Here is a 24,939-nt window from a genome sequence, read left to right on the forward strand (position 1 = left end):
AGGCGTTTTTGAATAACGGCCTCCTCTTATAATTTTTTGTTGATAAGTTGATATTCCTTACTATATCACTAATAAAATTCCATGTACTATCGTATTGTTTTCATCTTTACTTCTAAAAAGGAAAGCACCTCCAACAAATCGTTCACTACACGTGGATGCTCAAAGTCACCCCAAAATGAATCTCTCTTCCACACACCAAGAATCCCTACTCGTTCAGAACCAAGCACATCGTTTTCTGGATGATCTCCAACGTAAAGACATTCTGAGGCCTTAACGTCTAGCTTTTGCAAGGCTCGTTCGAAAATTTCAGGATGTGGTTTTTTAATTCCTTCCGCTTCAGAAACGAGAATTGTATTTGTATACGTATGTATGTTTAGTGCGCGAAGATTGTTCATTTGAAAGTCAGTAAAGCCGTTTGTTATAATGCCGATTTTCATATTTTGTTGTGTTAAATGCTGAAGTAATTCATGCATTTTTTGGAAAGGAATACAATGATGTTGAAAGTTAGTAATGTAGTCGTGCAGCAGTTGCTCTGGCGTTAAAGTAGTAATGTTGTATTCGTAAAGGAGAGTAGCATATACTTTATCTTTCCATGTATAGCCATTATTATCGAGTGCAAGAAACCGAGAACAATACTCTGATTTTTCTATACTTCTTAAGTGAGAGAGAAAGCGATTATATTGATCATGAATAAATTGTTCTAGAGATTGGCGCCGATCTAATAGTGTTCCATCTAAGTCAAATAAGACTGCTCGAATCATAGGAAACCTCCTTACATTTTTATAATTAATTATCGCATATTCGTTAAAAAATGATTATTATATTTTTGTAGAATGGAATAATGGAGGATTATATGAAGAGACTGTATGGCAAGGTAGTAGGGGGTATCGTCGCAATCGGTTTACTAGCAGGGTGCGATAGTTCTATGAAGAGTGTGAAAGAAAAAGAAATTTGTAAAACAGAAGAAGAATGCGTGGAAATAGGAGATAAGAAACTTCAAAAAGTATATGAAAAAGTAGATGGATTATCTGAGCTTGAAGCAGTAGAAGATTATCATATAGAAGAGCGTGAGAGTGCGGATATGAAAGAGGCAGAGCAGAAAAAAGAAGATGATGATGAAAATTATTTCTTTTTAGCTTCTTATTATATTGATGGTGATGAAATTGTAGATCCTTATTTTGAAAAAATAGAACGGAAACGTTTAAATAAAGTATTCGCTGAAGATAAAGAAGCGAAAGAAGAGGTGCTACAACAACGGCAAGATAGAGGGTATCATAAAGATTTATGGGATATGTACCGCACCCTCATCCCAGCTAAATATCGCGGAAATATAACAGAATTTGATTTAATAACGGATGGTTATGACGGTGTTGTTGCCCACGTTATGCCGAGTATGGAGAATCCGAAAGATTGGGTTCTTAGCTTAGATACGCTTGATTCTGCGGTAAATATTGATGAAGTGATGAAAACATTAATTCATGAGACGGCTCACGTGTTGACGCTCGGACATAAGCAAATACCAGTGGATGAAAAGTATGTAAAGGATTTTGAAGAAGATAAAGATATTTCAACGTACAGAAATAATTGTGAAACTCTTTTCTTACAAGAGGGATGTGCGAAAGAAAAATCTTATATTAATCAATTTTATACCTCTTTCTGGAAACCAATTGAGCAGGAGTGGGCAGAAAAGAAAGTGGAAGAAAGTGAAGAAACTCAAATTGAATTTTTTACAGAAAAGCATGATGAGTTTGTATCACAATATGGAACGACAAATGTAGCAGAAGATATTGCAGATACGTTTACAGCATTTATCTTACAAGATTCAAAAAAAGTGAAAGAAGGATCGGAGTTAAAATATAAAAAAATTGCGTTCTTCTATCAGTTCCCTGAGCTTGTAAAAATGAGAGCGGAAGTGTTGTCTGGATTATACGATGTTTCGAAAACGATAGAACAGCAAAGTGGACAATAATGTGAGTGATATATTGTCGCTAAGAAAACGTAAAGGATTTTAATTCTTTGCGTTTTTTCATGTTGATAAAATTGAAAATTCTGTATTTTTGTAAAAAGAAGAAGGAACTGAAGCTTTCAAAGAGAATTAGTATAAAAATGTCACAATTTAGACACAATTATAATGCGCATATTGTAGGGACTAAAAGTTTACTCTCGAGGAGGTAATGAAACGTATGAAAACGATTCTTGCGGTTGCTGGTCTCATTTGGGTAATGTCTCACGGTTTTCCGATTTTTGAAGGAGAGCAAATTCGTAGTGCATTAAATAAAAAGTATGATGATTATCATGTAATAGATCGAAAAGAAAATGTCGTTACAGTACGTGTGAAAGATTGTTTCCATACAGTTACCGTTGCGAATGGCAACGTTACAAATGAAACAAAGATGTGTGATAAAAGGTAAAGAAAGAAGCTGACTATAGTCTATCGTCCTAAGTCAGCTTCTTTTTCGTTTCCCAATTAGAAGTTTTTCAAATGCCTCAACAAACACATACATAAGTGTTGCGAGGACGCAGGTGAGTAGTACGCTTAGTAAAACGAGCGTGAAATTAAATACTTGGAATCCGTAGCTAATTAAGTAGCCAAGACCTTGTTTGGAGACGAGAAGTTCGCCGAATATAACACCGACCCATGATAACCCAACGTTCACTTTTAGCGTTGAAATAATTGCTGGGAAGGATGCGGGGAGAACAACTTGCTTATAACATTGCCATTTATTTGCGCCAAATGTGTCCATCACTTTTATATAGTTAGAATCGACTTCTTGAAATGCGCTGTAAATAACGAGAATGGTAATGATGATGGAAATGATTACGCCCATTGCAATCGAAGAAGAAATATTTGGACCGAAGATTACAATGATAATTGGACCAAGTGCCACTTTGGGCATGGCATTTAGGACGACGAGATATGGATCGAGTACGCGAGCGAGAAGAGGTATCCACCAAAGGAAAGTAGCGATAATAGCGCCGAGCACTGTTCCAAGAATGAAGCCTACTCCCGTTTCAAGTAATGTCGTCCATATGTGGACCCAAAGGGAACCGTCAAGCCATTTACTAAGGAAGAGATCCCAAATGCTTGAAGGAGAGCTAAAGAGTAAAGGATCAATCCACTCTTTTTTGCTAGCTATTTCCCATAGTGCAAAGAAAAGAATGAGCAGTAAAAGCTGTAAAGACCGTGCTAACCATGCGCGCTTGCGTTCTTTCTTACGAAACTGTTCATGCAGTTGTTTTATATTATCCAAGTCGCTCCAGCTCCTTCCATATATCTTGGAAGAGGGATGGGAAGTCATGGTGGTGGCGTGATTGTAACGGTGATAAGGAACGGATGCTTTCTGGGACGATAAATGTTTTTGCAATTTTCCCAGGGTTCGCTTGTAGTAAATAAATACGATCACTCATCGCAATGGCTTCTTCGATATCATGTGTCACGAGTAGTGACGTTTTCTTATATTTGCGTAGTAAGCTGAAAACGAGATCTTCTAGTTTCAATTTCGTTTGATAATCGAGCGCCGAGAAGGGTTCATCTAGCAATAAAATTTTCGGATCGGTCGCTAACGTTCGAACGAGAGCGGCGCGTTGACGCATACCGCCGGACAGTTCACGAGGGTATTGCTCTTCTACATCATGTAGACCGACTTGCTTTAAAAGCTGTAAAGTATGTTCTTTCGTCTGTTCATTGTAAATTTTTCGGGTGTGAAGCCCAAGCATAATATTTTCTTCAATTGTTTTCCATGGGAACAAGTAATCTTGCTGCAACATGTACCCCATGGATGAAGTTTTCGTTGTAATGGGCTCCCCGTCTAAAAAGACGATACCTTCAATTGGATCAAGTAGCCCAGCAATAATGGAGAGGAGTGTCGTTTTGCCGCAACCACTTGGACCGAGTATAGAAATAAATTCGCCTTCTTCCACTTGTAAGCTCATATCCTCGAGAATCAGTTTGGCATTCTCTTTTGCGAAAAAGCAGTGAGAAACGTTACGTATTTGTAAAAAGCTCATACACTTCGCCTCTATTTCTTAATAACGCTTTCGGCAATTTTTGTATTGACGAGCGCTTCATGTGGAACTTCTTTTTGTAATTCACCAGATTCTTTCATAATCGTTTGGAGCTGTTTCCATTCTTCAACATCTAATAGCGGATTTGTCGCATAAGAATGTTGCTTTTTATAACGTTCAATTACCTTTACTGTAATGTCTTTTGAGGTATCTTTAAATAAAGGAGAAACGGCATCAGCAATTTCTTCTGGGCTATGTGTATCAACCCATTGCTGCGCTTTGTAGAGAGCACGTGTGAATTTTTCAGCAGCAGCTTTATCTTTCTTTAAGAAACTTTCTTTTGCCATGAACGTTGTGTACGGAACAGTACCAGACTCATTTCCGAACGAAGCGACAATATATCCTTTACCTTCTTTTTCGAATATACTTGCAGTCGGTTCAAAGAGCTGAACAAATTCTCCTGTACCAGATGCAAAGGCATTTGCAATGTTAGCAAATTCGATGTTTTGAACTAAGTTCGTATCTTTGTGAGGATCAATGCCATTTTTCTTTAAAACGTATTCTCCAACCATTTGCGGCATGCCGCCTTTACGCTGTCCTAAAAATGTAACACCTTTTACTTCATTCCAATTAAAAGAGTCTAATTTTTTGCGCGAAACTAAAAATGTTCCATCTGTTTGTGTAAGTTGTGCAAAGTTAATGATAGGGTCTTTTGCACCTTGTTGATGAACGTAAATGGACGTTTCAGAACCGACGAGGGCAATATCAATGCCGCCAGATAATAGTGCGGTCATCGTTTTATCTCCGCCGGCTGTTGTTTGGAGTTCAATATTTAACCCTTCATCTTTAAAAAATCCTTTTTCAATCCCGACATATAAAGGGGCATAGAAGAGAGAATGGGTAACTTCGCCGATGCGAATGTTTTGAGTTTGTTCCTTTGTACTTTCTTTTTTACTGCTGCAAGCAGCAAATGTGAAAACAGCTAGTAACATGATACAAAAAACAGCTATTAATTTTTTCACTATATGACACCTCCTAGAAGTCACTCTACAAGCATGATATGTAGGTAAGTGCCCATATGTGAGTGTAGATAGCAGGAATTTTTTTGGTGATAAAGAAGTACAAATATAAGGGGTGATAAAATGAAGTACGAATACGATGATAGCGTACATTTACATCTTGATTATTTCGGAACAGAATGTGATATGGAATCGATTGCTTATAAAAGGAAGAATGAAGACGTATGGGATGTGTATTTTAATTTTGGAGCATATGGTCTTCAGAAAGGTGAGATTGAGACAGGTAGATTTATGGACGAATATGCTGGCCATTACGTTTTTTCTGTACATGCCCGTGATCTTAGCTGGGAATTTGGAAGTGCTCAGTTTGAAGAGTGGGTTTTGAGGAATCAAATAGTAGAAAAATCACTGCAAAAATAGGGAGGAATTTTGTGGTCGATTTTCTCATTTTATTGTTTATTTTCGTAGTCGGATTTTTTATTATGCAAGTACTCGTTTACCGATTTGCAAAGAAAAACATCCAAAAATATACAAAGAAAAAATGGGTTCATATGTGGCTAGAGATGAATATGAAAAAGGGCCCAAGATTAGACCTTTTTGATTTTGTAGTTATCGTATTTGTATGTATTATATGGAAAGTATGGGTGTATTCTATTATATGATAAATATGCCCATATCTGTTAAAATGAAGGAGAGCCTATCGTTGTTGGTAGGTTCTTTTCTTATGGTAATATTTTTATGAAGCATAGTTCATTTATTATGCTACTAGAATATAGAAGAGATAAAGAAGGGGTATTTTTTAAGGGGAAATTAAGGATATACGTGTATAATACAAACACATAGGGAGACTAACTGTATACAAATATGTTATTTTGTATATGACAATATGTTTGTTGATGCGAGACGAAGGGGTAAAGGAAAGAGGGAATAAATTGCGTTTTAATGTTTTTACACAGCGACGAAGAAGAGATGAATTTCATTTTAGTTTCTCGGCTCAGCAACCGAGAAAGAATCTATTAATTTCTATCATTCTTAGTGGAATGTGGGCGATTTGTTTAGAAACGCTATTCTTTGTTATGTTAAGGTCTTTCGAATTCGAGAGAACGAAAGAATTTTTCAATGGAACAATACAGCTAAGTATACTCATTATCATTTTGTGGGGTGTACTACTGTACACTATTCATTTAAATAAGGGTATTGTTCATAAGCTTAGGCCGGCTATTCGAGTGTATGTCGTATTATTTTTAATTGCTCATACAATGAATTGGATGTATATCATGGTGCAGGAAGGTATGAACCTTATAGTAGTAAATACATGGGTGTATTTACAATATGGCCAGTATATATTAAGCCTGCTATTTATTTATATGGTATACGTTTTTGCATATAATTTGCTTGGAAGAGTTTTCTTAAGTACAACGATAACTAGCTTAGTTTTAATTATTTTTGTGATGGTGAATCATTTTAAACTTATTTTTAGAGGAGAACCATTTTATCCGTCTGATTTCACACAGGTTGGTCATATGGATTCCGTTATACCAATGGTTATGGATTATTTCAGTTTTAAGACTATAACTTTTACAATAATTAGCATTGTTTTGATTGTGTTGGTAGTTATGTATATACGAAAGTATATTCCAGTTATAAAATCACATATTATTATGAGGGTTATTTTCATATGTGGCTCTGCATTTATGTTGTATGCATATAGTAACTATCCTACTACCTTTATGAATAATATATTTACAAAATCTGGGGTAGACATCCGTGCGTGGAATCAAGCTGCAAATTATAAGGTGAATGGTTTTGTCATCGGATTTTTAAGTAACTTAGATACGACAGTTATTAAAGAGCCAGAGAAATATTCAAAGGAAAATATGCAACAAATTGCAAAGGATATAGAAAAACAATATGGCGAGAAAGTAAAAGCGCAAAAAAAAGCAGAGAAGCCGAACATTATATTTATTATGAGTGAAGCATTCTGGGATCCGACAAAATTAACAAATCTGTCATTTAGCGAAGATCCAGTGCCGAATTTACATCGTTATATGGAGAATTTCCCAGGGGGCCAGACGATAGCTCCTACATTTGGAGGAAATACAGCGAATACAGAATTTGAAGCGTTAACGAGTTATTCGATGAGTCTTTTAATGCCTGGGTCTATACCATATCAACAAGCGATTCCAAGCCAGAAAGAAGTGCCATCTATTGCAAGTGAATTGAAAAAACAAGGGTATTATGCAAGTGCAATTCATGCTTTCAATCGATCGTTTTATAAACGGGAAGATGTATATAAAACATTGGGATTTGATAATTTTAATGCGGAAGACACGATGAAAAATAAAGAAGTAGTTGGAGACAATGTAGGTGATTTATCTATGAGTAGAGAAATAATAGATGAATTAAAAAAGAGAGAACAACCTACGTTTATTCATGCGGTGACGATGCAAAATCATTTTCCATATACGCCAAATATGTTTGGGGAAAATAAAGTAGAAATTAGTGGATTAACCGAAGAGGAATCGAAAGCGGAATTAGAAGCGTATACAGAAGGTGTAAGGCTATCAGATGAAGCGTTGCAATATTTAATCGAGCAGCTTGATGATTTAGACAGGCCTACTTTACTAGTCTTCTTTGGAGATCATTTACCTATGTTAGGAACTAATAAATCTATTTATAAAGAAGCAGGGTATATAGAAAATGAAGAGACGGTAAGAGAAAGATTAATGATGTCAGAAACACCATTGTTAATGTATGCAAACTTTGATTTGCCAAATGACAATTTAGGTTTAGTAAGTCCAATTTATTTTTCTAGTCTTGTTTTTGATTATGCAGGACTAAACCAATCACCGTTTTATCAATTCTTATCGGAAATGCATAAAGAAATACCAGTTCTTAGAGATGAGCTAAAGGTTAATAAAGATGGAGAAGAGATAACGGATTTAACAAAAGAACAAAAAGAAATGTTAGAGCAATATAAAATGATTCAATATGATTTACTTGCTGGAAAACAGTATAGTAAAGAGATACTGTTTAAATAGAAAACAAAAAGAACTTGTATAACGATACAAGTTCTTTTTTTAGTATTTAACGGGGTAACCAGACAAGCTGGGGTTAGGGAGTATTACTTGTACATTTAGTATAAACGAAAATGTAATCGTTTTATTGATTGATTTGTGAGAAGTATGTGAATTTTGTTTTTCGAAAACTGCATTCCTATTACACGATTTTGCATAGATTTTTTATGAATTCAAAAACTTTATAAGTTCTTCATTTAATTCATCTGCTTGATCGATTGGAGAGCCGTGACCGCTATTTGTAAGAGGGTGTAACTGAGAATTTTTAATCCGCTTTTGTGTGAGTTCAGCGCTTTTGTATGGGATAAGTTGATCGTGAACACCGTGAAATATTTTTGTTGGGACGTTAATTTTACTTAAATCTTTCGTTACGTCTTCATTTGCTGCTGCTTGCAATATTTTGATGAGAGCGTAGGAAGCAGACTGCATACCGAGGTAAGAAAACCATTCTAACGTAGCAGACCCTAAATTTCTATTGAAAAATGATAAAGATACATCATTTAAAAATTTAGGCATATTGGCATACATTTGATTAATAAGGACATCTGCTTGTTCTTTTGGGACACCGTAGGGAGATTCTTCACTTTTAACGAAAGAGGGGGAAACGGCATCGACTAATACAAGTTTAGAAATACGATGACCATTATAGCGAGACATGTACCGAATAGAAAGAGCACCACCTACTGAAAACCCGACTAATATAGCATTTTCGACTTGAAGTGCCTCTAGAACAATGGCGATATCGTCTGCTAAACGATCGTATGTGTAGCCAGTCCACGGTTTATCAGATTGCCCGTTCCCACGTATATCCATAGCGATGCAGCGGAAACCGTGCTGTGGTAACACATTGAGTTGATATTGGTACATTTGATGATTTAAAGGCCAGCCATGGACGAAGAAAACAGTTTTACTACCGGGGCCAGGATTAACGTCTTGCACAAAAATATGCACATCTTTTTCGACGGTAACAAACATGAATGATCCTCCTGTTCATACGCTCTTTCCCAAAAGCGTTGTTGTGCTTTTTTATTTTTTTGTGCCAATAATATAACTATTATTGTTTATAGCTTTTATGCTTATATAGTCTGAAGATACTTTGTTTTTTTGGAATGATTTCCCTCAAATGTTCGATTTATCTTTGTTTGTCTATGAAAATCATTTATTATAATAAATGGTATTCTTCGAAATATTATTTTGAAGGGGTGTTGAAGTGAAAGGAAGTTTTTTATCATATAAAGAAGAAGAAAGGAATGCAAAAATTTTTTTATGGGTGTTGTATGTCATACTTAGTGTATACCAGATTTCTTATGCAATTGTATTAGAAAATAAAGCATTGATAGAAAACTGGCATAGAGGAATGTGGCAAATTTTATGTGGAGTAGCAATACTCTGCGTGAATATATACTTAGTAAAAAGAGAGAAAGCAAACTTTGTTAAATATACATGTATATTCGTATACATAGGGATAGAAATTATCAATATAATTTCGTATATTCTTTATAATAAGGTGGCATTTGAGGCGACGAATATAATAGAAATTATACTTATATTCTTTGTACCTATATTTATAAATAAAAGATTTTTTGTGTGCGTACTTGTCACCATTATAGGGAAATATTTAATTTACTTATTTGTATTAGAGGAAGTAAAAGCGTTTATGTTCCTCATTATGTATACACTCGTATTAATAGCAGCATACATCATTTTAAATCGATTTATACAATACCTTTTAGCGGTAAAGAAAAGTATTAAGATTGCTAGTGAATCACAAAAATTAGCAGTAGTTGGAAAAATGGCAGCGTCAGTAGGACATGAAATTAAAAATCCACTTGCTTCATTAAAAGGATTTACGCAATTACAACGAGAGAAGCATGGAAAGGATCCTGTCTACAAACAGATGATATTTGAAATAGAAAATATGAATAGTATGATAAGTGAGTTGATGGAAGTTGCTACATGTAAACCTTCTATTTATAAGAAACAGAATATAGGAGAAATTGCATTACAAGCAGTAACAATTGTTCGTGAAAAAATGAATGAATCCAACATTCAGCTGATTTCTAATGTGGAAGAAAAGGCGATAGAAGTTGAATGCGATGAGCGGAAAATAAGAGGAGTCGTACTATATGTCATGAAAAATGCTCTGGAGGCAATGGAGCAAGGTGGCGTATTAGATTTACGATTAGAAAATAAAGGAAAAGATTATGTGATGCTAAGTGTAATCGATAATGGTTACGGTATTAAGAAGGAAAACCTAGAACGTGTTAAAGAGGCCTTTTATACAACAAAGCAAGATAAAATTGGTCTGGGACTTACGGTAGCGGATCGGATTGTCAACGAGCACCTTGGTAAGTTACATATTTCAAGTGAAAGAGATAAGGGAACGAGAATAGATATTATTCTTCCAAAAAAGTGTGGAAATAATGAAATACAAGTGGGAGAAAAGCTAGGAGTTACCATATGAATAAAGACGACATATTTAAAAATGAAGAAATAAAGGCATTGAAAATATATTTAAGTTTATTTTTTATTATATTTTTTGTATACGATCTTGCCTACGAATTTATTGTACCTTTAATAGGAGGAGAACAAGAAGGAGTAGGACAATTTGAAGATGGTTTAGGTTTATGGCTTTATTTTCTAATGGTGATTTTGTTTTGTATTGGAGTATACTTCATGAAATGGAAGAATCCATTTGCAGTGAAATATATTATTCTAATTGGATACAATCTATTAGATTTTATCCATAATTTTATGATTTACTACGGTAGTGATGCTGAGTTTGATGGTGGGAATATAGTAGAGGGATTTTTTATTTTATTTGCACCAATCTTTGTGAACAAAAGGTATTTCTGGTTAGTTACGGGTATACTTGTTGGCAAGTATGCTCTTACAGGAATCATTATTCAATCTTCACTCGTTTTAATCCCAATGGCATTATATATCGTATTTACCATTATATGTTGGATTATGTTTTTGAGATTTCATTCTTACGTTCGTACGCTTGAGATGATGGATAAGGAAATAGAACAAACAGAAAAACTAGCAACTGTTGGGAAAATGGCCACAGTTATTGGCTACAAAATTAGAGGACCTCTAGCGAATTTAGATAAATTTGTGAATAAGCAAGCAAATAAATATCCAGAGGATAAAATATATAGTGATATTATGAAACAAGAAGTAGAACGAATCCATACAATTGCTACAGAACTTAGTGGATTTGAGAAATCTAAATCACCAGAATCAGAAATTCATAATATAGAAGAAATTATCGCTTATGTTATTCGAGTTATGGGGAAGCCTGCTTTAAAGCAAGGAGTGCACATACAAGGTATTTATAGTAAAGACATACCATCGATTACATGCGATGAAAAACGATTAAAGCAAGTATTTTTTAATTTAATTAAAAATGCGATTGAAGCAATGTTAGTTGGCGGAACGATTACGATTAAAGTGACTGTAGAAGATGCAATCATTGTTCAAGTTAAGGATGAAGGGTGCGGCATCCCAAAAGACAAAATTCCGAAGCTAAATGAAGCTTTTTATACAACGAAAGAAACAGGAACAGGTTTAGGTTTAGTAGTCACAGAAAAAATTATTAAAGACCACAATGGTAAAATGAGTTTTGAAAGTGAAGTTGGAGTTGGAACTACGGTAAAGGTTATATTGCCAATATCATGAAAAACCATTTTTAAAAAGGAGATCACTTATTTGAGAGTGATCTCTTTTTTGTGGAATGAATTGTTGTAAGTGTGGGTTATAGATCAGTGATTAGAAAAATAGAATATACAGCACTCGCAGTAATTCCAGGGGTAATATGAAGGGATATAGCATCACCTCTTGAAACGGGATTTCCAGTTGTAATACTAGTCCAAGTTACAGTAGCGGGACCTATTGCTGGAGTAGGATTAAATACTTGAATTTGCCCCGATCCAGCATCCGTCGGTTTAATGGAAAACACCATAGTTCCAGTAATTTTGTCTGTAGTAGTTAAGGTAATAGTAGATAGGATGTAACTAGAAGTGGGGGCAGTGAGGTTTGTCGGGACATTCCTACAAATATTAATCGTATAAACAGCAGCAGGTAAGTTATTTACATTTATAGACGCAGCCAATCCAACGATACTACCGATCCCGGCAGTGACATATGGAATAACATTGGAGTCAATTCCAGGAGAACCCGCTATACGTTGAAAACCAGCATTTGTTCCTTGAAAAACAATACTTTTTGCTGAGGCACTACCTGCAGTGCCAGTGGGTCCGGTTGGCCCAGTAAAGCCAGTAGATCCAGTAAAGCCGGTCGGTCCGGTGCTACCCGTACGTCCAGTAGGCCCAGTAATGCCAGTAGGCCCAGTGAAGCCAGTAGAGCCGGTCGGTCCGGTGCTCCCAGAAGGTCCAGTAAAGCCGGTGGATCCGATGCTCCCAGAAGGCCCAGTAATGCCAGTGGGTCCAGTGCTCCCAGAAGGTCCGGTACTACCAGTAGGCCCACTCTCTACTAATACGATATAATCTGGAGATACATTCGGAAATCCTTGAGGTGCATCCTTTTTTACAACATAGCCGTTGCTCGTATAAGTGACAACTTGTCCTGTTTTATAGGTGGGAGCGGCTGCTAGACTAAAGGCGGTAGTACTTTGGAAACCAGCTCCGGTAGGCCCGGCAGTGCCAGTGGGTCCAGTAGCCCCAGTGGGTCCAGTGCTACCAGTAGGCCCGGCAGCTCCGGTCGGTCCGGTGCTACCAGTGGGCCCGGCGTTTCCATTAGAACCACTGTTGCGCCTGCCGTCGCAACTAAAACAATTACGTGGGTACATGTACGTTCTCCTTTCTATATTTTGAAAAACTAGTTTTAAAAATAGAACCACTATATATATTATGAATTTTATATTTTTGTGTGTTCGATCGTATTGAGTATGGATTTTAAAAATAGGAGATAATTTGATTGTGTTAGATCTAGCGATGAGTGACATGTTTCTTTCTCCTGCTTAAAATAATGCCTGCCTTGTTAGTTTTTCTTATTTTTTTTAGCAAAATAGGAAGCAGATAGAAAACAAATAAAACCTGTAATCCAGCCAATAGAAGGAGAATACGGAAATATGTGTTGTAATACCATTCCGCTAGAAATAAAAAAGCTACCGAGTAGACTTAAGAAGATGGGGTATCGCAGTAAATTGAACATAGTGATACAAACCCTCCTTTATCACATGTATTAGTCTTAATTTTCAGTATACTATCTTTTGGAAAAATAGTGGTACAATATATGAAGGATACGAGAAGAGAGGATGAAGATTAACGTATGTACGTTACTGTAACAGAAGCAGCATATAAAAAGATTATGGATACGATTCCAAATGAAGCGAAATATATAAAGTTATTTTATGATAATGAAGGCTGCGGTTGTGTAATGAGCGGAATTATCGATTTAGTAGCTGTAGTAGAAAAAGATGAGCGCGATGTGGATATCGAATCTAGCGTAATGAACTTTATCGCAGATCGCACAAAGCTTGTATTTATGGATGATAAGTTAACAGTTGATTGGCATGAAGGTGGAGGAACTTTTCAGCTGAAGAGTCCAAGCCAATTTTATAATCCGAATATGAAGTTACATGTTCGAGTGTAAGTAAGGAAAGGTGGTTCCAAAATGTATTTTGGAACCACCTTTTTTATTGTAGGAGTCGCTATTATTGTCGTTTTTTGTTGGTAAGTCGATATCTTTAAAAAATTGCCGATATAACTCGAGTTGCGCCGATATATTTGGAAAATCACCGATATAGCTTCATGTACAAAACAACGCAAACCTCTCCAGACAATACAAAGATTTTTTCACATAATGAAATGTACATATGATTGAATTTTCTGTATAATTTTATTTGCGGAGGGGATACGCGTGAGAAAATGGGGGATGGAGTTATTAATTTTAAGTGTCGTTACTATTTGGGGGATTAATTTTACGATTGCGAAATATGGACTGTTAGAATTTACAGCAATTGAGTTTACTGCACTTCGGATGATATCAGCGGCACCGCTTATGTTACTCCTTACATTTTTTATTGAAAAGTCGGTTTATATGGAGCGAAAGGATATACCTAGATTAATCATCGTTAGCGTTGTAGGTATTGTACTGTATCAAACGTTATTTATGGAAACTGTCAAATATACATCTGCTACAAATGCCTCTTTACTCATTTCTATTTCACCTATTTTTACAACTGTATTTGCGATTTTTTTAAAACAAGAAAAGTTTTCTTCTCGGAAGTTAATCGGATCTATCATTGCCTTTGGCGGTGCAGCGTTAGTTTTAGTAGCAGGACATTCACTTGCTAGTTCGTTTTATGGGAATGGGATCGGACTCATTACATCAATATGCTGGGGGCTTTATCCTGTCTTAGCAAGTCCATTAATTAAAAAATATTCAGCACTACGTGTTACCGCATGGTCAGCATTAGTTGGTGCGATTCCGCTTTTATTGTTAAGTGGACCATATGTATTTATAATGCCATTTCACATTACACATGGAATGACACTATTTGCCTTACTATATTCCATTTTCTTTGTAACAGTATTTGGTTTAGTCATGTGGTATGTTGGTGTTCAAAAAATTGGCGCATCACATACGATGGTATATATGTATATAACACCGCTTGTAGCTGTTTTATTTGCAGCTGTATGGGCAAATGAATATGTATCGTTTGAACAAATAATCGGTGGAATTATTATTTTCTTTGGCCTATGGTTTGTGAAATCGGAGAAAATAAAAGTACATTCTATTGCGGAGGAACCTATATCAAAATAGGAAAACAGATCATCTATGATCTGCTTTCCTATTTTTTTATTTTTGGTAAGAAGATGAGAAATAAGATAGCAGTAATAAGTGGAATTAAGTTTAAAAATGGAATACGGAAGAGTGTGATAAGAATAATACCTGGAAGAAGAACACCGAGGACAGCGTAGAAAATACTATGATTTTTCGTGTACCAATACAATGAAAGTCCAATAAGTGCAGGGATAATAAGGTGAATGAGAGCCATTAAAAAATAAATCATTAGACGCCCCCTTTAATTGTGTGCTTATTACATCATATCCGTATGTTCATAGATTGATATCATTTTTTTCATAAATGGACGAAAAATGTTTGGAAAAACGTCACAAATTATGAGAATATGATGTTTGAAATCTTGTATAATATTATTTCCTAAAAATATTTAAACAACATAAACGTACTGTTTATGTTGTTTTTAATTTGAGTGAAATGGATGTAAGCAGTATAAACTGGAAAGAAATTTTTTTTGTTGGATAGATCAAAATTACTGAAGAGGAGAACAGCATGATTAGTATGTCATTAAGGTCGTTTAAGATTCAATCGTATTATATACTGGGTATTCTTTTGCTAGGCTGGATGGTAACGCCGTTTTCAGCACATTTTCTAGGTGCAGGAATTGGACTTATTGTAAGTATGTATTGTGTTTGGCTTTTAGGGAGACGAATTGAAAAACTTGGAGATAGTATCGTAAAGAAAACGAAAGCACCGACGCTCGGTATGTTTAACCGTTTTGCCGCTGCTATTTTGGGTGCTATTATTATGTACGAAATTGAGCACCATATGGTGATGTGGGCATTTGCAGTAGGGATTATGGGCGGTTATTTCTTAATTGTTGTTAATTTAGGATACTATAGTATGAAAGACGAGAAAGAATTAATGAAGAGATAAAAACCTCTTTTTAGATGGAATAGATGATCCAGCCACGGATAGAAGCGGTCAGGGCCTTTTTTAGCTCCATGCGATGTGAAACCAGAGAGATGTAGCGAGTAGGGAGAAAGTTTATATATTCGAAGCCGTAATTTGTCTATGTGAAAATGGGTTTACTATGGGATAAGTGATGATATTACAACAGGAAGCGTAACTTTGCATAAAATAGGTTGCCGCTTCCGATAAGTTAACATGAAATCACGTATTAGTATGACCCTTATGTTCTTTAAAAAAGTTGGATATAATACAACAAGTTATTCCGATAATTAGAATAATGTATTTTATCGGTTCACTAGTATGCTGGAATAAATTAATGTTAAGCATTACAAGTCCCCAAAATAATTGAATTGCTCCATAGCTGAATAAAATTTTTCCTGTACGAGACAAATTTTTCATAAGTCGCCCCCTTTCCTGTATATGTAAATTGTATCATGAAAAGCTAAAAACAAATGATTATAAAAAGAATTTTCTGTAAAAATACATAGCGATAAGTTGTTCTGTTGAAGGACCATTTAGTTTAATGGTTAATTGTTTGAACGTTCCTGCAATTTTCTGTGCTAAAATTAATATTGGAGGTGTTTCTTATGGAGGAGTTGCAAGGGATTTTAGAGAAAAGCAATTATACATATGAAATAATTGAACACGAAAAACCAATACTTTCAAGACAAGATGGCTCAGAATATTTTGGGATTGAAGTTGGGCAAACAGCTCCGACTATGATACTAACAACTGATAAAGGATTCTTTGGCTTAATTGTATCTGGAAGCCGTAGCAAAGTTAGTTTTGAGAAAATCGCTTATATTTTAGGGTGTAGTAAAGTGAAATTAGCATCTCCAGAGGAAGTTCAAAAAATTACAAGCTTTCAGGTAGGCAGTGTTCGTATGGTAGGTCTTGGCTTACCTTGTGTGATAGACAACCGACTTTTCCATTATGATTATATTTATGGAGGTACTGGTCAATCAACATTTACTTTAAAACTTGAACCACAAGCCTTAATGGAATTAAATCAAGTGATTGCAACGTTCGATTAATGGGTAATAATACCTTTTTTAAAAACGCATTCTTATCTATAATTGTTTATCAAGATTATGAGTATCTGTGATTTGTATAAGATATAGAAAGAAGCTTACGTAAAAAACGTAAGCTTCTTTTTTATGTAAGTGTGTGTAAACGTAAAGCCGCATTGGGTTTTGTCGGTGAGTACGCGAAACTTTACGGTTACACGACACTTATTCATATGAGTAAGGGTTATTCCAACAGAAAGTTTGTACTTAAGCGATTGGACCGCCTAAGTTAATAATGTCTTCAGAAACGCTGTCGAACTTTTTGAAGTTCGCTTTGAACTCGTTCGCAAGTTCGATTGCTTTTGCTTTGTAAGCAGCTTTATCAGCCCAAGTTTGTTCAGGCATTAACACTTCGTCAGGTACACCTGGTACGTGAAGTGGAACTTCAAGACCGAAGATGTCATGTTTAGCTGTTTCAGTTTTTGCAAGTTCGCCGCTTAATGCTGCTTGAATCATTGCACGAGTGTAGCCTAAGTTCATACGTTTACCAATGCCATATTCGCCACCAGTCCAGCCAGTGTTTACTAAGAATACTTTCGCATCGTGTTTCTCTATTTTTTCACCAAGCATTTCAGCATAGCGAGATGCATCAAGTGGTAAGAATGGTGAGCCGAAGCAAGTTGAGAATGTTGCTTGCGGAGATGTAACACCGCGCTCTGTTCCTGCTAGTTTACTAGTGTAACCACTTAAGAAATGATACATAGCTTGCTCTTTTGATAACTTACTGATTGGAGGCAATACGCCAGATGCATCAGCAGTTAAGAAAATGATTGTATTTGGGTGTCCAGCAACACTTGGCAGTACGATATTGTCAATCGCATGCATAGGGTATGCAGCACGAGTATTTTCTGTTAAAGTAGTATCGTTATAGTCTGCGATACGCGTTTGGTTATTAATGATAACGTTTTCTAAAACAGATCCAAATTTGATTGCATCGAAAATTTGTGGTTCTTTCTCGTGAGAAAGGTTTACACATTTTGCATAGCAACCGCCTTCAATATTGAATACACCGTTATCAGACCAACCATGCTCATCATCACCGATTAATTTACGGTTTGGATCAGCAGATAATGTTGTTTTACCTGTTCCAGATAAACCGAAGAATAGTGCTACGTCGCCTTCTTCACCTACGTTTGCAGAGCAATGCATAGAAAGGATATCTTGTTCAGGTAATAAGAAGTTCATAATAGAGAAGATTGATTTTTTCATTTCTCCAGCGTATTCTGTACCACCAATTAGTACGATACGTTTTTCGAATGAAACCATAATGAATGCTTCAGAGTTTGTACCGTCAACAGCTGGATCAGCTTTGAAGTTCGGTGCAGAAACAATTGTGAACTCTGATTCATGAGTCGTTAATTCTTCTTCAGTTGGACGAATGAATAATTGATGTACAAATAAATTGTGCCATGCATATTCGTTAATAACTTGAATTGGTAGGCGGTAATTGCGGTCAGCGCCTGCGAATCCTTTGAAGACGAATAACTCTTCTTTTTCTTTTAAGTATTCTAAAACTTTAGTATATAATTTATTAAAATGTTCTTCAGAAATCGGTTGATTCACTGCTCCCCAAGCAATTTTGTCAGCAACCGATGCTTCTTTCACAATAAATTTATCTTTAGGAGAACGTCCTGTATATTTTCCTGTTGAAGCAGAAACGGCACCAGTAGAAGTTAATTTCCCTTCATTTCGCATTAATACTTTTTCCACTAATTGCGGAACACTTAGTTGAATCTGTGCATTGCTTCCGTTCAATAATTCGTGTAAACCAATTTGGACATTCACAGTACTCATATTTATATACCATCCTTTTCATTTAATGAAATATTTCTCGTAATCCCCAACAAGAGTATAACACAATTATATAAATAATGTATACTATTTATTTCTTTTTGTTTGTGTGAATGCATTATTTCCTTATTAATATTTCATTCCAGGCTTATTGAGAAAAACTTTCAGGAAAATGTGAATATTAATTGACAAATGAATATCATTTCTTTAGTATAGGTTGGGACGGATACTCTCTTATCCCGAGCTGGCGGAGGGACAGGCCCGATGAAGCCCAGCAACCTCACTTGTAGTGGTAAATATAGGTGAATAGGTGCTAAAACCTGTGCGAGGCTACAGGTCTCGAACGATAAGAGCGAAGGGCAAAAAGCAGTATGCAAGTAGCAAATTAAACCTTTCCTCTATGTAAAGTGGGAAAGGTTTTTCTGTATGCTTGTGTGGGAGAATAAATGTATGTCGCAATTTGTGGCAAATTAAGGATGAGTTCCGTACAATATATACAATTACTGTAGGGAGGTTTACCACATGACAAAAAAACGTCATCTGTTCACATCTGAGTCTGTAACTGAAGGACATCCAGATAAAATTTGTGACCAAATTTCTGATTCAATTTTAGATGCGATCTTATCAAAAGACGCAAATGCACGTGTAGCTTGTGAAACAACTGTAACAACTGGTTTAGTATTGGTAGCGGGGGAAATTACGACTTCTACTTACGTAGATATTCCAAAAATCGTTCGTGAAACAATTCAAGGCATTGGTTACACACGCGCAAAATACGGATTTGATGCAGAAACTTGTGCAGTTTTAACATCTATCGATGAGCAATCTGCTGACATCGCTATGGGTGTTGACCAAGCGCTAGAAGCACGCGAAGGTCAAATGACTGACGCTGAGATTGAGGCAATTGGTGCAGGAGACCAAGGTTTAATGTTTGGTTTTGCATGTAATGAGACACAAGAATTAATGCCACTTCCAATCTCGCTTGCTCACAAATTAGCTCGCCGTTTAACTGAAGTACGTAAAGATGATACATTATCATACCTACGTCCGGATGGAAAAACGCAAGTTACAGTTGAGTATGATGAAAATGGTAAACCTGTACGTGTAGATACAATCGTAATTTCTACACAGCATCATCCAGATGTTACATGGGAAGAAATCGATCGCGATTTAAAAGAGCATGTAATTAAAGCTGTCGTTCCAGCAGAATTAATGGATGGAGAAACGAAATTCTTCATTAACCCAACTGGCCGCTTCGTAATTGGTGGACCACAAGGTGATGCTGGTTTAACAGGACGTAAAATCATCGTTGATACTTACGGTGGATACGCTCGCCACGGTGGCGGTGCATTCTCTGGTAAAGATGCAACGAAAGTTGACCGTTCAGCAGCGTATGCAGCTCGTTATGTTGCGAAAAACATCGTAGCAGCTGGTCTTGCTGAAAAAGCAGAAGTACAACTTGCATACGCAATTGGTGTAGCACAACCAGTATCAATTTCAGTTGATACATTCGGCACTGGTAAAGTATCTGAAGACGTATTAGTAGAACTAGTTCGTAACAACTTCGATCTTCGCCCAGCTGGTATTATTAAAATGCTAGACTTACGTCGCCCAATTTACAAACAAACAGCAGCTTACGGCCACTTCGGACGTACTGATGTAGATCTAACATGGGAACGTACAGACAAAGCTGCAGCTTTAAAAGAGCAAGCTGGTCTATAATATATGAAAAAAAGCTTTGCGCTCACGGCGCAAAGCTTTTTTAGTTTGTTTTATGTACTACTTGGATGCAAGAACCACAATAAACTTCTCCGTCTAGCTCAATGTACTTTTTCATATTCGTCATACCACTTGCCGGAAATGGCATATGAATCCACGTCTTTTCATATGTTTGTATTTCTTTTTCACATGATTTACAAAGGGTGGGTTTCTTACGGAACATAGATGATCATCCTTTCATTTGACGTGCTTTACCCGCGCAAAATGCACTGCTTAGTAAAAATAGCATTGCACATATAATACTTACTAATGTAGCGTATGGGATTGCTCCTTTTAGAGAAAAGCCGACAGTGATAGAAGCGATAAATAAGAGGATGAATGTTGTTGTTAGTTTTTTATAAAGTTCCATAGTATGTAGACCTCCTCATTTAAAGGTAGAACGTTTGAAAATAAAACCTACTATATAGGCAAGTACGAGAGGAATTAATGTGCTAGTCAAATAGTAACGAATACCACCATCAGGCATAAGCACATACAATTTTAAAAAGTTAATATGAAATCCGTAAGCGATGCATTGGAAAAGGGATAATATAATTAGGAGTGGTATAATGGGTACGTATCGTTTCATATTTTGAATCATGTAAAGCTCCTTTAGATGGATAAATATACTTATATTGTATCATGTTGAATTCTTTGCTTCATACATAATTTTACAAGAAAATGAAAGGGAAGATGAAAAATGAGCGTAACCGAACATAAAAAACAAGCACCGAAAGAAGTGCGTTGCAAAATCGTAACGATTTCCGATACACGTACAGAAGAGACGGACAAGAGCGGACAACTATTACATGAATTATTAAAAGAAGCAGGGCATTTGGTGACCTCTTATGAAATTGTAAAAGATGATAAAGAAAGTATTCAGCAAGCGGTGTTAGCTGGTTATCATAGAGAAGATGTTGATGTCGTGTTAACAAATGGCGGTACTGGTATTACGAAACGTGATGTAACGATTGAAGCAGTATCAGCGTTATTAGATAAAGAAATTGTCGGGTTTGGTGAATTGTTCCGCATGATTAGTTATTTAGAAGATATCGGAAGCAGCGCAATGTTAAGTAGAGCGATCGGCGGCACAATTGGGCGCAAAGTAGTCTTTTCGATGCCAGGGTCTAGCGGAGCGGTTCGTCTTGCGATGAATAAATTAATTTTACCGGAATTAGGTCATATTACATTTGAGCTGCATCGCCAATGAGTAAGTATGCTGGAATTGTATTAGCAGGCGGTATGTCGAGTCGATTCGGTGAGCCGAAAGCGTTAGCGAGTTGGCAAGGTAATACGTTTATTGAACATATTGTGAAAGCGATGACAAATGCGCTCCAAGAAGTTGTGGTCATTAGTCATTCTGATATAAAAGAGCGAGTAGAGCAACTTGTACAAGCTCCTGTTATAGAAGATATTCCGCATTATAAAGAAAATGGGCCACTTGCTGGAATTGTATCAGGTATGGAATATATAGAAGCAGATTGGTACGCTATTATGCCTTGCGATGCGCCAAATGTTTCACAAGAATGGTTTACCATTTTACTAGAGCAAACGAGCAATGAATATGATGCGGTTGTACCTATTATTAATGGAAGGAAACAACCGTTACTTGCAGCGTATCATAACCGCGTGAAAGAAAAGATTTATGCTTTGCTTCAGGAAGAAAAAAGAAGTATGGGCCAGCTTTTATCACAATGTAATGTGAAATATATTGCTGGTGAAGATGTACAAGCGAATGCGGATTGGTTTATAAATGTGAACACGAAAGAAGAATATGTGCAGGCTCAAAAAAGACCTTTCAAATGAATGAAAGGTTTTTTGGTATACAGAAATTGGGGAACAATTACTGTATAAAGGTATGTGAGTAAGTTGATTTTAAGGGGAATTTCTTAAAATCACGATACAGTTAAAATACTGTATAACCATATATTAATTTTTATGGGTTTTTATAACAAGTCTGTTTAGTTATGTTTATTTTTGATATAATGAATATAGAAATAAAGCGATATTTAACCTTATGTATCATTTATGAAACTAAAATTTATGACCATGTAATAAACTCCCTTCTTTTTTTGAAGGGAGTTTTTCTGTTTAAGCGAGTAATTCTGATGCGGTGTTCTGAAGGACTGTTTCATATTGGTCAAGTAAGCCACGAAAGATCTCATCCCAGCTTTTTGTTTTCGCATAAGATGAAGCTGCTATACCCATTTGCATAAGTTGTTCTTCATTTTGCAATAAAGAATGGATGGATGATAGAAATGAATCGAAATGTTTTGGGGGACAAAGAACTCCCGTTTTTCCGTCTGTAATAATATTTTTAACCCCGCCACTATTTGCACCGATGACGGGTGTACCGCATGCAAGTGATTCGAGTACGACATTTCCGAACGTTTCAGTAGCGGATGGAAATACCATGATGTTAGAACAAGCATATGCTTCAGCTAAATCCTTACCTTGTAAATAGCCAGTAAAAGTGACGTTTGTTTTCGGAACAGCTTCACGTAAATTTGTTGCTAGCGGACCGTCTCCTGCGATGAGCCAGTGAATGTCGTTTCGAGTATGCGTCGTTTTTACGATAAGGTGTTGCAACGTATCAATATCTTTTTCAGGGGCAATTCGTCCAACATAGGAAAGGACATACTTCGCTGTAATATTATATTTTTTTCGGAATAGGTCTGTATTGTAAGATGGATGAAAGAGTGTGCAATCTACACCACGTCCCCAAATGGAGAGGGCTTGAAAGCCTTTATTTTTTAGTTGGTGTAACGTTTCAAAAGAAGGAACGAAATTTTTTTGCATATGACTATGAAACCATTTTAAATAGTTCCAAAGCATATGAGAGAGAAATTCGATTTTGTAATAGCGTAAATAAGCATCGAAATCAGTATGATAAGAACCGACAACTGGGATGTTTAACTTTTTTGCATAATACAATCCACAAAGTCCCATGTTGAAAGGTGTAGCAATGTGAATAATGTCAGGCTTAAAGGAAAGAAGTTCTCGTTTAATGCGCGGAGTAGGAAAAGAAAAGCGACATTCTGGATATAATATTGTTAACGGGATACTTCTCATCTTGTTCACATTAGCCACGAAATTATCTTCAGCTGTATGCTGAGGGGCGAAAACAGAATAGGCGATCTTTTCTTTCTGAAAGTAACGTGTCAATCGTTCTAATGTTTTCGCAACCCCGTTGACTTGTGGTGTAAAAGTATCGGTAAAAATGGCGACTCTCATCATATCACTCCTTTATGTGAAAAGTGGGATGAATTGATAAAAAGAGATGATGCCAGAGCAAGTGCCGAGGCACATACCGACAAATACATCAGACGGATAGTGAAGCCCTAAATAAATGCGAGAAATACCAACGCATAATGCTAATGGTAATAGAAAAATAAATAAACTTGGATTATAGCAAATAAATGGAATAAGGACAGAGAAAACGGCTGTTGTATGACCAGACGGGAAAGAGTGGTCTTTTAATGGATGGACTGGATATTTGGCATCCTGAATTGTTAAATAAGGACGTTTTCGCGGATACCATCTTTTTAATATTTGTACAGGAATATGGCTAATTGCTAAAGAAATAGCAGTTGCGATTGCAGCTTGATGCAAAGTCCCTTTTGAGAATATTAAAAAGAAAAGCGTGAGTGTGATTGAGAAAGTAGCACCACCAATATGAGTAATATTGCTGAAAAATATATTTAATGTCTTTTGATCAAAGTATCGGTTGATTCCTTTGAAAATGTAACATTCTATTTTATACAGTCCATTGACCTTCATGAAAATTCTCCTCCCTCGCTTACATATATATGGAGATATTAGCTTTTATTTTAATAAGATTTTATTGAGGGAGTAATAATGTTTTGTAAAGAAAAAGTTAGTTTTTCATATAAAAAAGCTGCCAATCTTATGGCAGCGATAAAATTATTTCTGTAATGATTTATAGTATTGACCTTTTTCAACGTATTGCGTGCGAATTCGCTCCATGTCTTTACGGTCTTCTTCTGTTAACTCACGAACGACTTTCGCTGGGCGACCGAAGGCTAACGTGTTTGGCGGGATTTTCTTTCCTTGTGAAACGAGACTTCCAGCGCCGATAAAGGCTCCTTCGCCAATTTCAGCACCATCTAATATAATAGATCCCATTCCAATTAAAGCATCTTTTTTAATATGACAGCTATGTAAAATAACTTGATGCCCAACTGTAACGTCGTCTTCTAAAATAAGAGGATACTGTGGGCTTTGATGAAGTGTACATTGGTCTTGTACATTTACTCGATCTCCAATGATTGTTGGTGACACATCACCACGGATGACTGTATTAAACCAAATACTTGATTCTTCGCCAACGGAAACATCGCCTGTAATCGTAACATAGTCAGCGATAAAAGCACTACTCGCAATTTTGGGATTTTTTTCTTTATAAGGATATATCATGTAAAGTCTTCCTTTCCTAGAGACTAGTTTTAGTGTATCAAATTA

The 24,939-nt window shown here is 36.1% G+C and carries 29 protein-coding genes, 1 pseudogene and 1 riboswitch; of the genes and pseudogenes, 14 read left to right on the forward strand and 16 right to left on the reverse strand.

Annotation, left to right across the window (positions count from 1 at the left end):
• Positions 1-86: 86 nt before the first annotated feature.
• Complete coding sequence (locus AC3WTI_RS14860) at positions 87-761, reverse strand: HAD family hydrolase (protein ID WP_097841562.1); 675 nt, start codon at positions 759-761, stop codon at positions 87-89.
• Positions 762-853: 92 nt separating this feature from the next.
• Between AC3WTI_RS14860 and AC3WTI_RS14865 the strand changes: the two genes are divergently transcribed.
• Together AC3WTI_RS14865 and AC3WTI_RS14870 are read left to right on the forward strand one after the other, a co-directional pair.
• Entirely contained in the window at positions 854-1,969 is a 1,116-nt protein-coding gene (locus tag AC3WTI_RS14865) for a hypothetical protein (RefSeq protein WP_087958442.1), read from the forward strand.
• 214 nt (positions 1,970-2,183) lie between these two features.
• Complete coding sequence (locus AC3WTI_RS14870; RefSeq protein ID WP_000849119.1) at positions 2,184-2,411, forward strand: hypothetical protein; 228 nt, start codon at positions 2,184-2,186, stop codon at positions 2,409-2,411.
• Positions 2,412-2,444: 33 nt separating this feature from the next.
• Here AC3WTI_RS14870 and AC3WTI_RS14875 read toward each other — a convergent pair whose 3' ends face one another.
• From AC3WTI_RS14875 to AC3WTI_RS14885, 3 genes are read right to left on the reverse strand one after another with little or no spacing between them, the layout of a single operon-like run.
• Positions 2,445-3,251: an ABC transporter permease gene (locus AC3WTI_RS14875; RefSeq protein ID WP_097841563.1), complete on the reverse strand. Its 807-nt coding sequence runs from the start codon at positions 3,249-3,251 to the stop codon at positions 2,445-2,447.
• Positions 3,244-4,008 carry an ABC transporter ATP-binding protein gene (locus AC3WTI_RS14880; RefSeq protein WP_087958444.1) on the reverse strand — a complete coding sequence of 255 codons (765 nt, stop codon included), beginning with the start codon at positions 4,006-4,008 and terminating at the stop codon, positions 3,244-3,246. The genes AC3WTI_RS14875 and AC3WTI_RS14880 overlap by 8 nt, the downstream gene beginning before the upstream one ends.
• An 11-nt stretch (positions 4,009-4,019) precedes the next feature.
• Entirely contained in the window at positions 4,020-5,027 is a 1,008-nt protein-coding gene (locus AC3WTI_RS14885) for an ABC transporter substrate-binding protein (RefSeq protein ID WP_142286660.1), read from the reverse strand.
• A gap of 120 nt (positions 5,028-5,147) precedes the next feature.
• Between AC3WTI_RS14885 and AC3WTI_RS14890 the strand changes: the two genes are divergently transcribed.
• The 3 genes from AC3WTI_RS14890 (at position 5,148) to AC3WTI_RS14900 (ending at position 8,065) form a co-directional block, all read left to right on the forward strand.
• A complete protein-coding gene (locus AC3WTI_RS14890; protein WP_087958445.1) occupies positions 5,148-5,444 on the forward strand; it encodes a DUF3986 family protein in 297 nt (98 codons plus the stop codon).
• Between the two features lie 11 nt (positions 5,445-5,455).
• Complete coding sequence (locus tag AC3WTI_RS14895) at positions 5,456-5,686, forward strand: hypothetical protein (RefSeq protein WP_087958446.1); 231 nt, start codon at positions 5,456-5,458, stop codon at positions 5,684-5,686.
• A 234-nt stretch (positions 5,687-5,920) separates the two neighbouring features.
• The gene (locus tag AC3WTI_RS14900; protein ID WP_253621723.1) at positions 5,921-8,065 is read left to right on the forward strand and encodes an LTA synthase family protein; all 2,145 of its coding nucleotides are present in this window, start codon (positions 5,921-5,923) and stop codon (positions 8,063-8,065) included.
• A gap of 201 nt (positions 8,066-8,266) precedes the next feature.
• Here AC3WTI_RS14900 and AC3WTI_RS14905 read toward each other — a convergent pair whose 3' ends face one another.
• Positions 8,267-9,076 carry an alpha/beta fold hydrolase gene (locus AC3WTI_RS14905; RefSeq protein ID WP_087958448.1) on the reverse strand — a complete coding sequence of 270 codons (810 nt, stop codon included), beginning with the start codon at positions 9,074-9,076 and terminating at the stop codon, positions 8,267-8,269.
• 235 nt (positions 9,077-9,311) lie between these two features.
• Here AC3WTI_RS14905 and AC3WTI_RS14910 point away from each other — a divergent pair, with 235 nt between their 5' ends.
• Together AC3WTI_RS14910 and AC3WTI_RS14915 are read left to right on the forward strand one after the other, a co-directional pair.
• A complete protein-coding gene (locus AC3WTI_RS14910) occupies positions 9,312-10,565 on the forward strand; it encodes an ATP-binding protein (RefSeq protein WP_087958449.1) in 1,254 nt (417 codons plus the stop codon).
• Positions 10,562-11,782, forward strand: a complete 1,221-nt coding sequence (locus AC3WTI_RS14915; protein WP_097841565.1) for an ATP-binding protein — start codon at positions 10,562-10,564, stop codon at positions 11,780-11,782. Before AC3WTI_RS14910 ends, AC3WTI_RS14915 begins: the two co-directional genes overlap by 4 nt.
• 76 nt (positions 11,783-11,858) lie before the next feature.
• Here AC3WTI_RS14915 and AC3WTI_RS14920 read toward each other — a convergent pair whose 3' ends face one another.
• Both AC3WTI_RS14920 and AC3WTI_RS14925 read right to left on the reverse strand, forming a co-directional pair.
• Positions 11,859-12,911 carry a collagen-like domain-containing protein gene (locus tag AC3WTI_RS14920; protein ID WP_097841579.1) on the reverse strand — a complete coding sequence of 351 codons (1,053 nt, stop codon included), beginning with the start codon at positions 12,909-12,911 and terminating at the stop codon, positions 11,859-11,861.
• Positions 12,912-13,102: 191 nt separating this feature from the next.
• Positions 13,103-13,276: a hypothetical protein gene (locus AC3WTI_RS14925; protein WP_097841566.1), complete on the reverse strand. Its 174-nt coding sequence runs from the start codon at positions 13,274-13,276 to the stop codon at positions 13,103-13,105.
• Positions 13,277-13,393: 117 nt separating this feature from the next.
• Here AC3WTI_RS14925 and AC3WTI_RS14930 point away from each other — a divergent pair, with 117 nt between their 5' ends.
• Both AC3WTI_RS14930 and AC3WTI_RS14935 read left to right on the forward strand, forming a co-directional pair.
• Entirely contained in the window at positions 13,394-13,717 is a 324-nt protein-coding gene (locus AC3WTI_RS14930) for an iron-sulfur cluster biosynthesis family protein (protein WP_048529524.1), read from the forward strand.
• A 267-nt stretch (positions 13,718-13,984) separates the two neighbouring features.
• A complete protein-coding gene (locus tag AC3WTI_RS14935; protein WP_087958452.1) occupies positions 13,985-14,890 on the forward strand; it encodes a DMT family transporter in 906 nt (301 codons plus the stop codon).
• A 28-nt stretch (positions 14,891-14,918) separates the two neighbouring features.
• On the opposite strand, the gene AC3WTI_RS14940 is transcribed toward AC3WTI_RS14935, so the two are convergent.
• On the reverse strand, positions 14,919-15,140 hold the full coding sequence (locus AC3WTI_RS14940; RefSeq protein WP_000639042.1) for a hypothetical protein: 222 nt from the start codon (positions 15,138-15,140) through the stop codon (positions 14,919-14,921).
• 281 nt (positions 15,141-15,421) lie between these two features.
• On the opposite strand from AC3WTI_RS14940, the gene AC3WTI_RS14945 reads away from it, so the two are divergent.
• Positions 15,422-15,805, forward strand: coding sequence for an ATP synthase subunit I (locus tag AC3WTI_RS14945; RefSeq protein ID WP_087958453.1), 384 nt, complete (start codon positions 15,422-15,424; stop codon positions 15,803-15,805).
• Positions 15,806-16,042: 237 nt separating this feature from the next.
• Here the strand turns inward: AC3WTI_RS14945 and AC3WTI_RS14950 are convergent, their stop codons facing one another.
• Positions 16,043-16,240: a hypothetical protein gene (locus AC3WTI_RS14950; RefSeq protein WP_087958454.1), complete on the reverse strand. Its 198-nt coding sequence runs from the start codon at positions 16,238-16,240 to the stop codon at positions 16,043-16,045.
• Between the two features lie 188 nt (positions 16,241-16,428).
• Between AC3WTI_RS14950 and AC3WTI_RS14955 the strand changes: the two genes are divergently transcribed.
• Positions 16,429-16,875, forward strand: a complete 447-nt coding sequence (locus AC3WTI_RS14955) for an aminoacyl-tRNA deacylase (RefSeq protein WP_097841567.1) — start codon at positions 16,429-16,431, stop codon at positions 16,873-16,875.
• Between the two features lie 240 nt (positions 16,876-17,115).
• Here AC3WTI_RS14955 and pckA read toward each other — a convergent pair whose 3' ends face one another.
• Positions 17,116-18,702, reverse strand: coding sequence for a phosphoenolpyruvate carboxykinase (ATP) (gene pckA / locus AC3WTI_RS14960; protein ID WP_048529517.1), 1,587 nt, complete (start codon positions 18,700-18,702; stop codon positions 17,116-17,118).
• A 228-nt stretch (positions 18,703-18,930) separates the two neighbouring features.
• A riboswitch (SAM riboswitch) is annotated at positions 18,931-19,052 on the forward strand.
• A 169-nt stretch (positions 19,053-19,221) separates the two neighbouring features.
• Between pckA and metK the strand changes: the two genes are divergently transcribed.
• Complete coding sequence (gene metK, locus AC3WTI_RS14965) at positions 19,222-20,421, forward strand: methionine adenosyltransferase (RefSeq protein ID WP_048529514.1); 1,200 nt, start codon at positions 19,222-19,224, stop codon at positions 20,419-20,421.
• Positions 20,422-20,461: 40 nt separating this feature from the next.
• Here metK and AC3WTI_RS14970 read toward each other — a convergent pair whose 3' ends face one another.
• From AC3WTI_RS14970 to AC3WTI_RS14980, 3 genes are read right to left on the reverse strand one after another with little or no spacing between them, the layout of a single operon-like run.
• Positions 20,462-20,641 carry a hypothetical protein gene (locus AC3WTI_RS14970; protein WP_087958456.1) on the reverse strand — a complete coding sequence of 60 codons (180 nt, stop codon included), beginning with the start codon at positions 20,639-20,641 and terminating at the stop codon, positions 20,462-20,464.
• A 6-nt stretch (positions 20,642-20,647) separates the two neighbouring features.
• Positions 20,648-20,827, reverse strand: coding sequence for a hypothetical protein (locus tag AC3WTI_RS14975; RefSeq protein WP_087958457.1), 180 nt, complete (start codon positions 20,825-20,827; stop codon positions 20,648-20,650).
• 15 nt (positions 20,828-20,842) lie between these two features.
• Positions 20,843-21,058, reverse strand: a complete 216-nt coding sequence (locus AC3WTI_RS14980) for a hypothetical protein (RefSeq protein ID WP_087958458.1) — start codon at positions 21,056-21,058, stop codon at positions 20,843-20,845.
• Between the two features lie 99 nt (positions 21,059-21,157).
• Here AC3WTI_RS14980 and AC3WTI_RS14985 point away from each other — a divergent pair, with 99 nt between their 5' ends.
• On the forward strand, positions 21,158-21,667 hold the full coding sequence (locus tag AC3WTI_RS14985; RefSeq protein WP_087958459.1) for a MogA/MoaB family molybdenum cofactor biosynthesis protein: 510 nt from the start codon (positions 21,158-21,160) through the stop codon (positions 21,665-21,667).
• Positions 21,664-22,267 (forward strand): annotated as a pseudogene (locus AC3WTI_RS14990) (molybdenum cofactor guanylyltransferase). Before AC3WTI_RS14985 ends, AC3WTI_RS14990 begins: the two are co-directional and overlap by 4 nt.
• 281 nt (positions 22,268-22,548) lie before the next feature.
• Here AC3WTI_RS14990 and AC3WTI_RS14995 read toward each other — a convergent pair.
• The 3 genes from AC3WTI_RS14995 to AC3WTI_RS15005 form a co-directional block, all read right to left on the reverse strand.
• On the reverse strand, positions 22,549-23,691 hold the full coding sequence (locus AC3WTI_RS14995) for a glycosyltransferase family 4 protein (RefSeq protein WP_087958461.1): 1,143 nt from the start codon (positions 23,689-23,691) through the stop codon (positions 22,549-22,551).
• Positions 23,692-23,703: 12 nt separating this feature from the next.
• Entirely contained in the window at positions 23,704-24,237 is a 534-nt protein-coding gene (locus AC3WTI_RS15000; protein ID WP_087958462.1) for a phosphatase PAP2 family protein, read from the reverse strand.
• A 144-nt stretch (positions 24,238-24,381) separates the two neighbouring features.
• Positions 24,382-24,894, reverse strand: a complete 513-nt coding sequence (locus AC3WTI_RS15005; protein ID WP_000640209.1) for a gamma carbonic anhydrase — start codon at positions 24,892-24,894, stop codon at positions 24,382-24,384.
• Between the last annotated feature and the right edge of the window lie 45 nt (positions 24,895-24,939).

It is taken from the genome of Bacillus sp. EB106-02-03-XG38 (genome assembly GCF_058792175.1).

Coding starts and splice junctions, on each gene's coding strand:
- AC3WTI_RS14905 (WP_087958448.1), bottom strand. CDS start 9,076: ATGTTTGTTACCGTCGAAAAAGATGTGCATATTTTTGTGCAAGACGTT.
- AC3WTI_RS14890 (WP_087958445.1), top strand. CDS start 5,148: ATGAAGTACGAATACGATGATAGCGTACATTTACATCTTGATTATTTC.
- AC3WTI_RS14995 (WP_087958461.1), bottom strand. CDS start 23,691: ATGAGAGTCGCCATTTTTACCGATACTTTTACACCACAAGTCAACGGG.
- AC3WTI_RS14860 (WP_097841562.1), bottom strand. CDS start 761: ATGATTCGAGCAGTCTTATTTGACTTAGATGGAACACTATTAGATCGG.
- AC3WTI_RS14920 (WP_097841579.1), bottom strand. CDS start 12,911: ATGTACCCACGTAATTGTTTTAGTTGCGACGGCAGGCGCAACAGTGGT.
- AC3WTI_RS14900 (WP_253621723.1), top strand. CDS start 5,921: ATGCGAGACGAAGGGGTAAAGGAAAGAGGGAATAAATTGCGTTTTAAT.
- AC3WTI_RS14915 (WP_097841565.1), top strand. CDS start 10,562: ATGAATAAAGACGACATATTTAAAAATGAAGAAATAAAGGCATTGAAA.
- AC3WTI_RS14945 (WP_087958453.1), top strand. CDS start 15,422: ATGATTAGTATGTCATTAAGGTCGTTTAAGATTCAATCGTATTATATA.
- AC3WTI_RS15000 (WP_087958462.1), bottom strand. CDS start 24,237: ATGAAGGTCAATGGACTGTATAAAATAGAATGTTACATTTTCAAAGGA.
- AC3WTI_RS14940 (WP_000639042.1), bottom strand. CDS start 15,140: ATGATTTATTTTTTAATGGCTCTCATTCACCTTATTATCCCTGCACTT.
- AC3WTI_RS14925 (WP_097841566.1), bottom strand. CDS start 13,276: ATGTTCAATTTACTGCGATACCCCATCTTCTTAAGTCTACTCGGTAGC.
- AC3WTI_RS14950 (WP_087958454.1), bottom strand. CDS start 16,240: ATGAAAAATTTGTCTCGTACAGGAAAAATTTTATTCAGCTATGGAGCA.
- metK (WP_048529514.1), top strand. CDS start 19,222: ATGACAAAAAAACGTCATCTGTTCACATCTGAGTCTGTAACTGAAGGA.
- AC3WTI_RS15005 (WP_000640209.1), bottom strand. CDS start 24,894: ATGATATATCCTTATAAAGAAAAAAATCCCAAAATTGCGAGTAGTGCT.
- AC3WTI_RS14930 (WP_048529524.1), top strand. CDS start 13,394: ATGTACGTTACTGTAACAGAAGCAGCATATAAAAAGATTATGGATACG.
- AC3WTI_RS14970 (WP_087958456.1), bottom strand. CDS start 20,641: ATGTTCCGTAAGAAACCCACCCTTTGTAAATCATGTGAAAAAGAAATA.
- AC3WTI_RS14955 (WP_097841567.1), top strand. CDS start 16,429: ATGGAGGAGTTGCAAGGGATTTTAGAGAAAAGCAATTATACATATGAA.
- AC3WTI_RS14880 (WP_087958444.1), bottom strand. CDS start 4,008: ATGAGCTTTTTACAAATACGTAACGTTTCTCACTGCTTTTTCGCAAAA.
- pckA (WP_048529517.1), bottom strand. CDS start 18,702: ATGAGTACTGTGAATGTCCAAATTGGTTTACACGAATTATTGAACGGA.
- AC3WTI_RS14985 (WP_087958459.1), top strand. CDS start 21,158: ATGAGCGTAACCGAACATAAAAAACAAGCACCGAAAGAAGTGCGTTGC.
- AC3WTI_RS14980 (WP_087958458.1), bottom strand. CDS start 21,058: ATGATTCAAAATATGAAACGATACGTACCCATTATACCACTCCTAATT.
- AC3WTI_RS14865 (WP_087958442.1), top strand. CDS start 854: ATGAAGAGACTGTATGGCAAGGTAGTAGGGGGTATCGTCGCAATCGGT.
- AC3WTI_RS14870 (WP_000849119.1), top strand. CDS start 2,184: ATGAAAACGATTCTTGCGGTTGCTGGTCTCATTTGGGTAATGTCTCAC.
- AC3WTI_RS14975 (WP_087958457.1), bottom strand. CDS start 20,827: ATGGAACTTTATAAAAAACTAACAACAACATTCATCCTCTTATTTATC.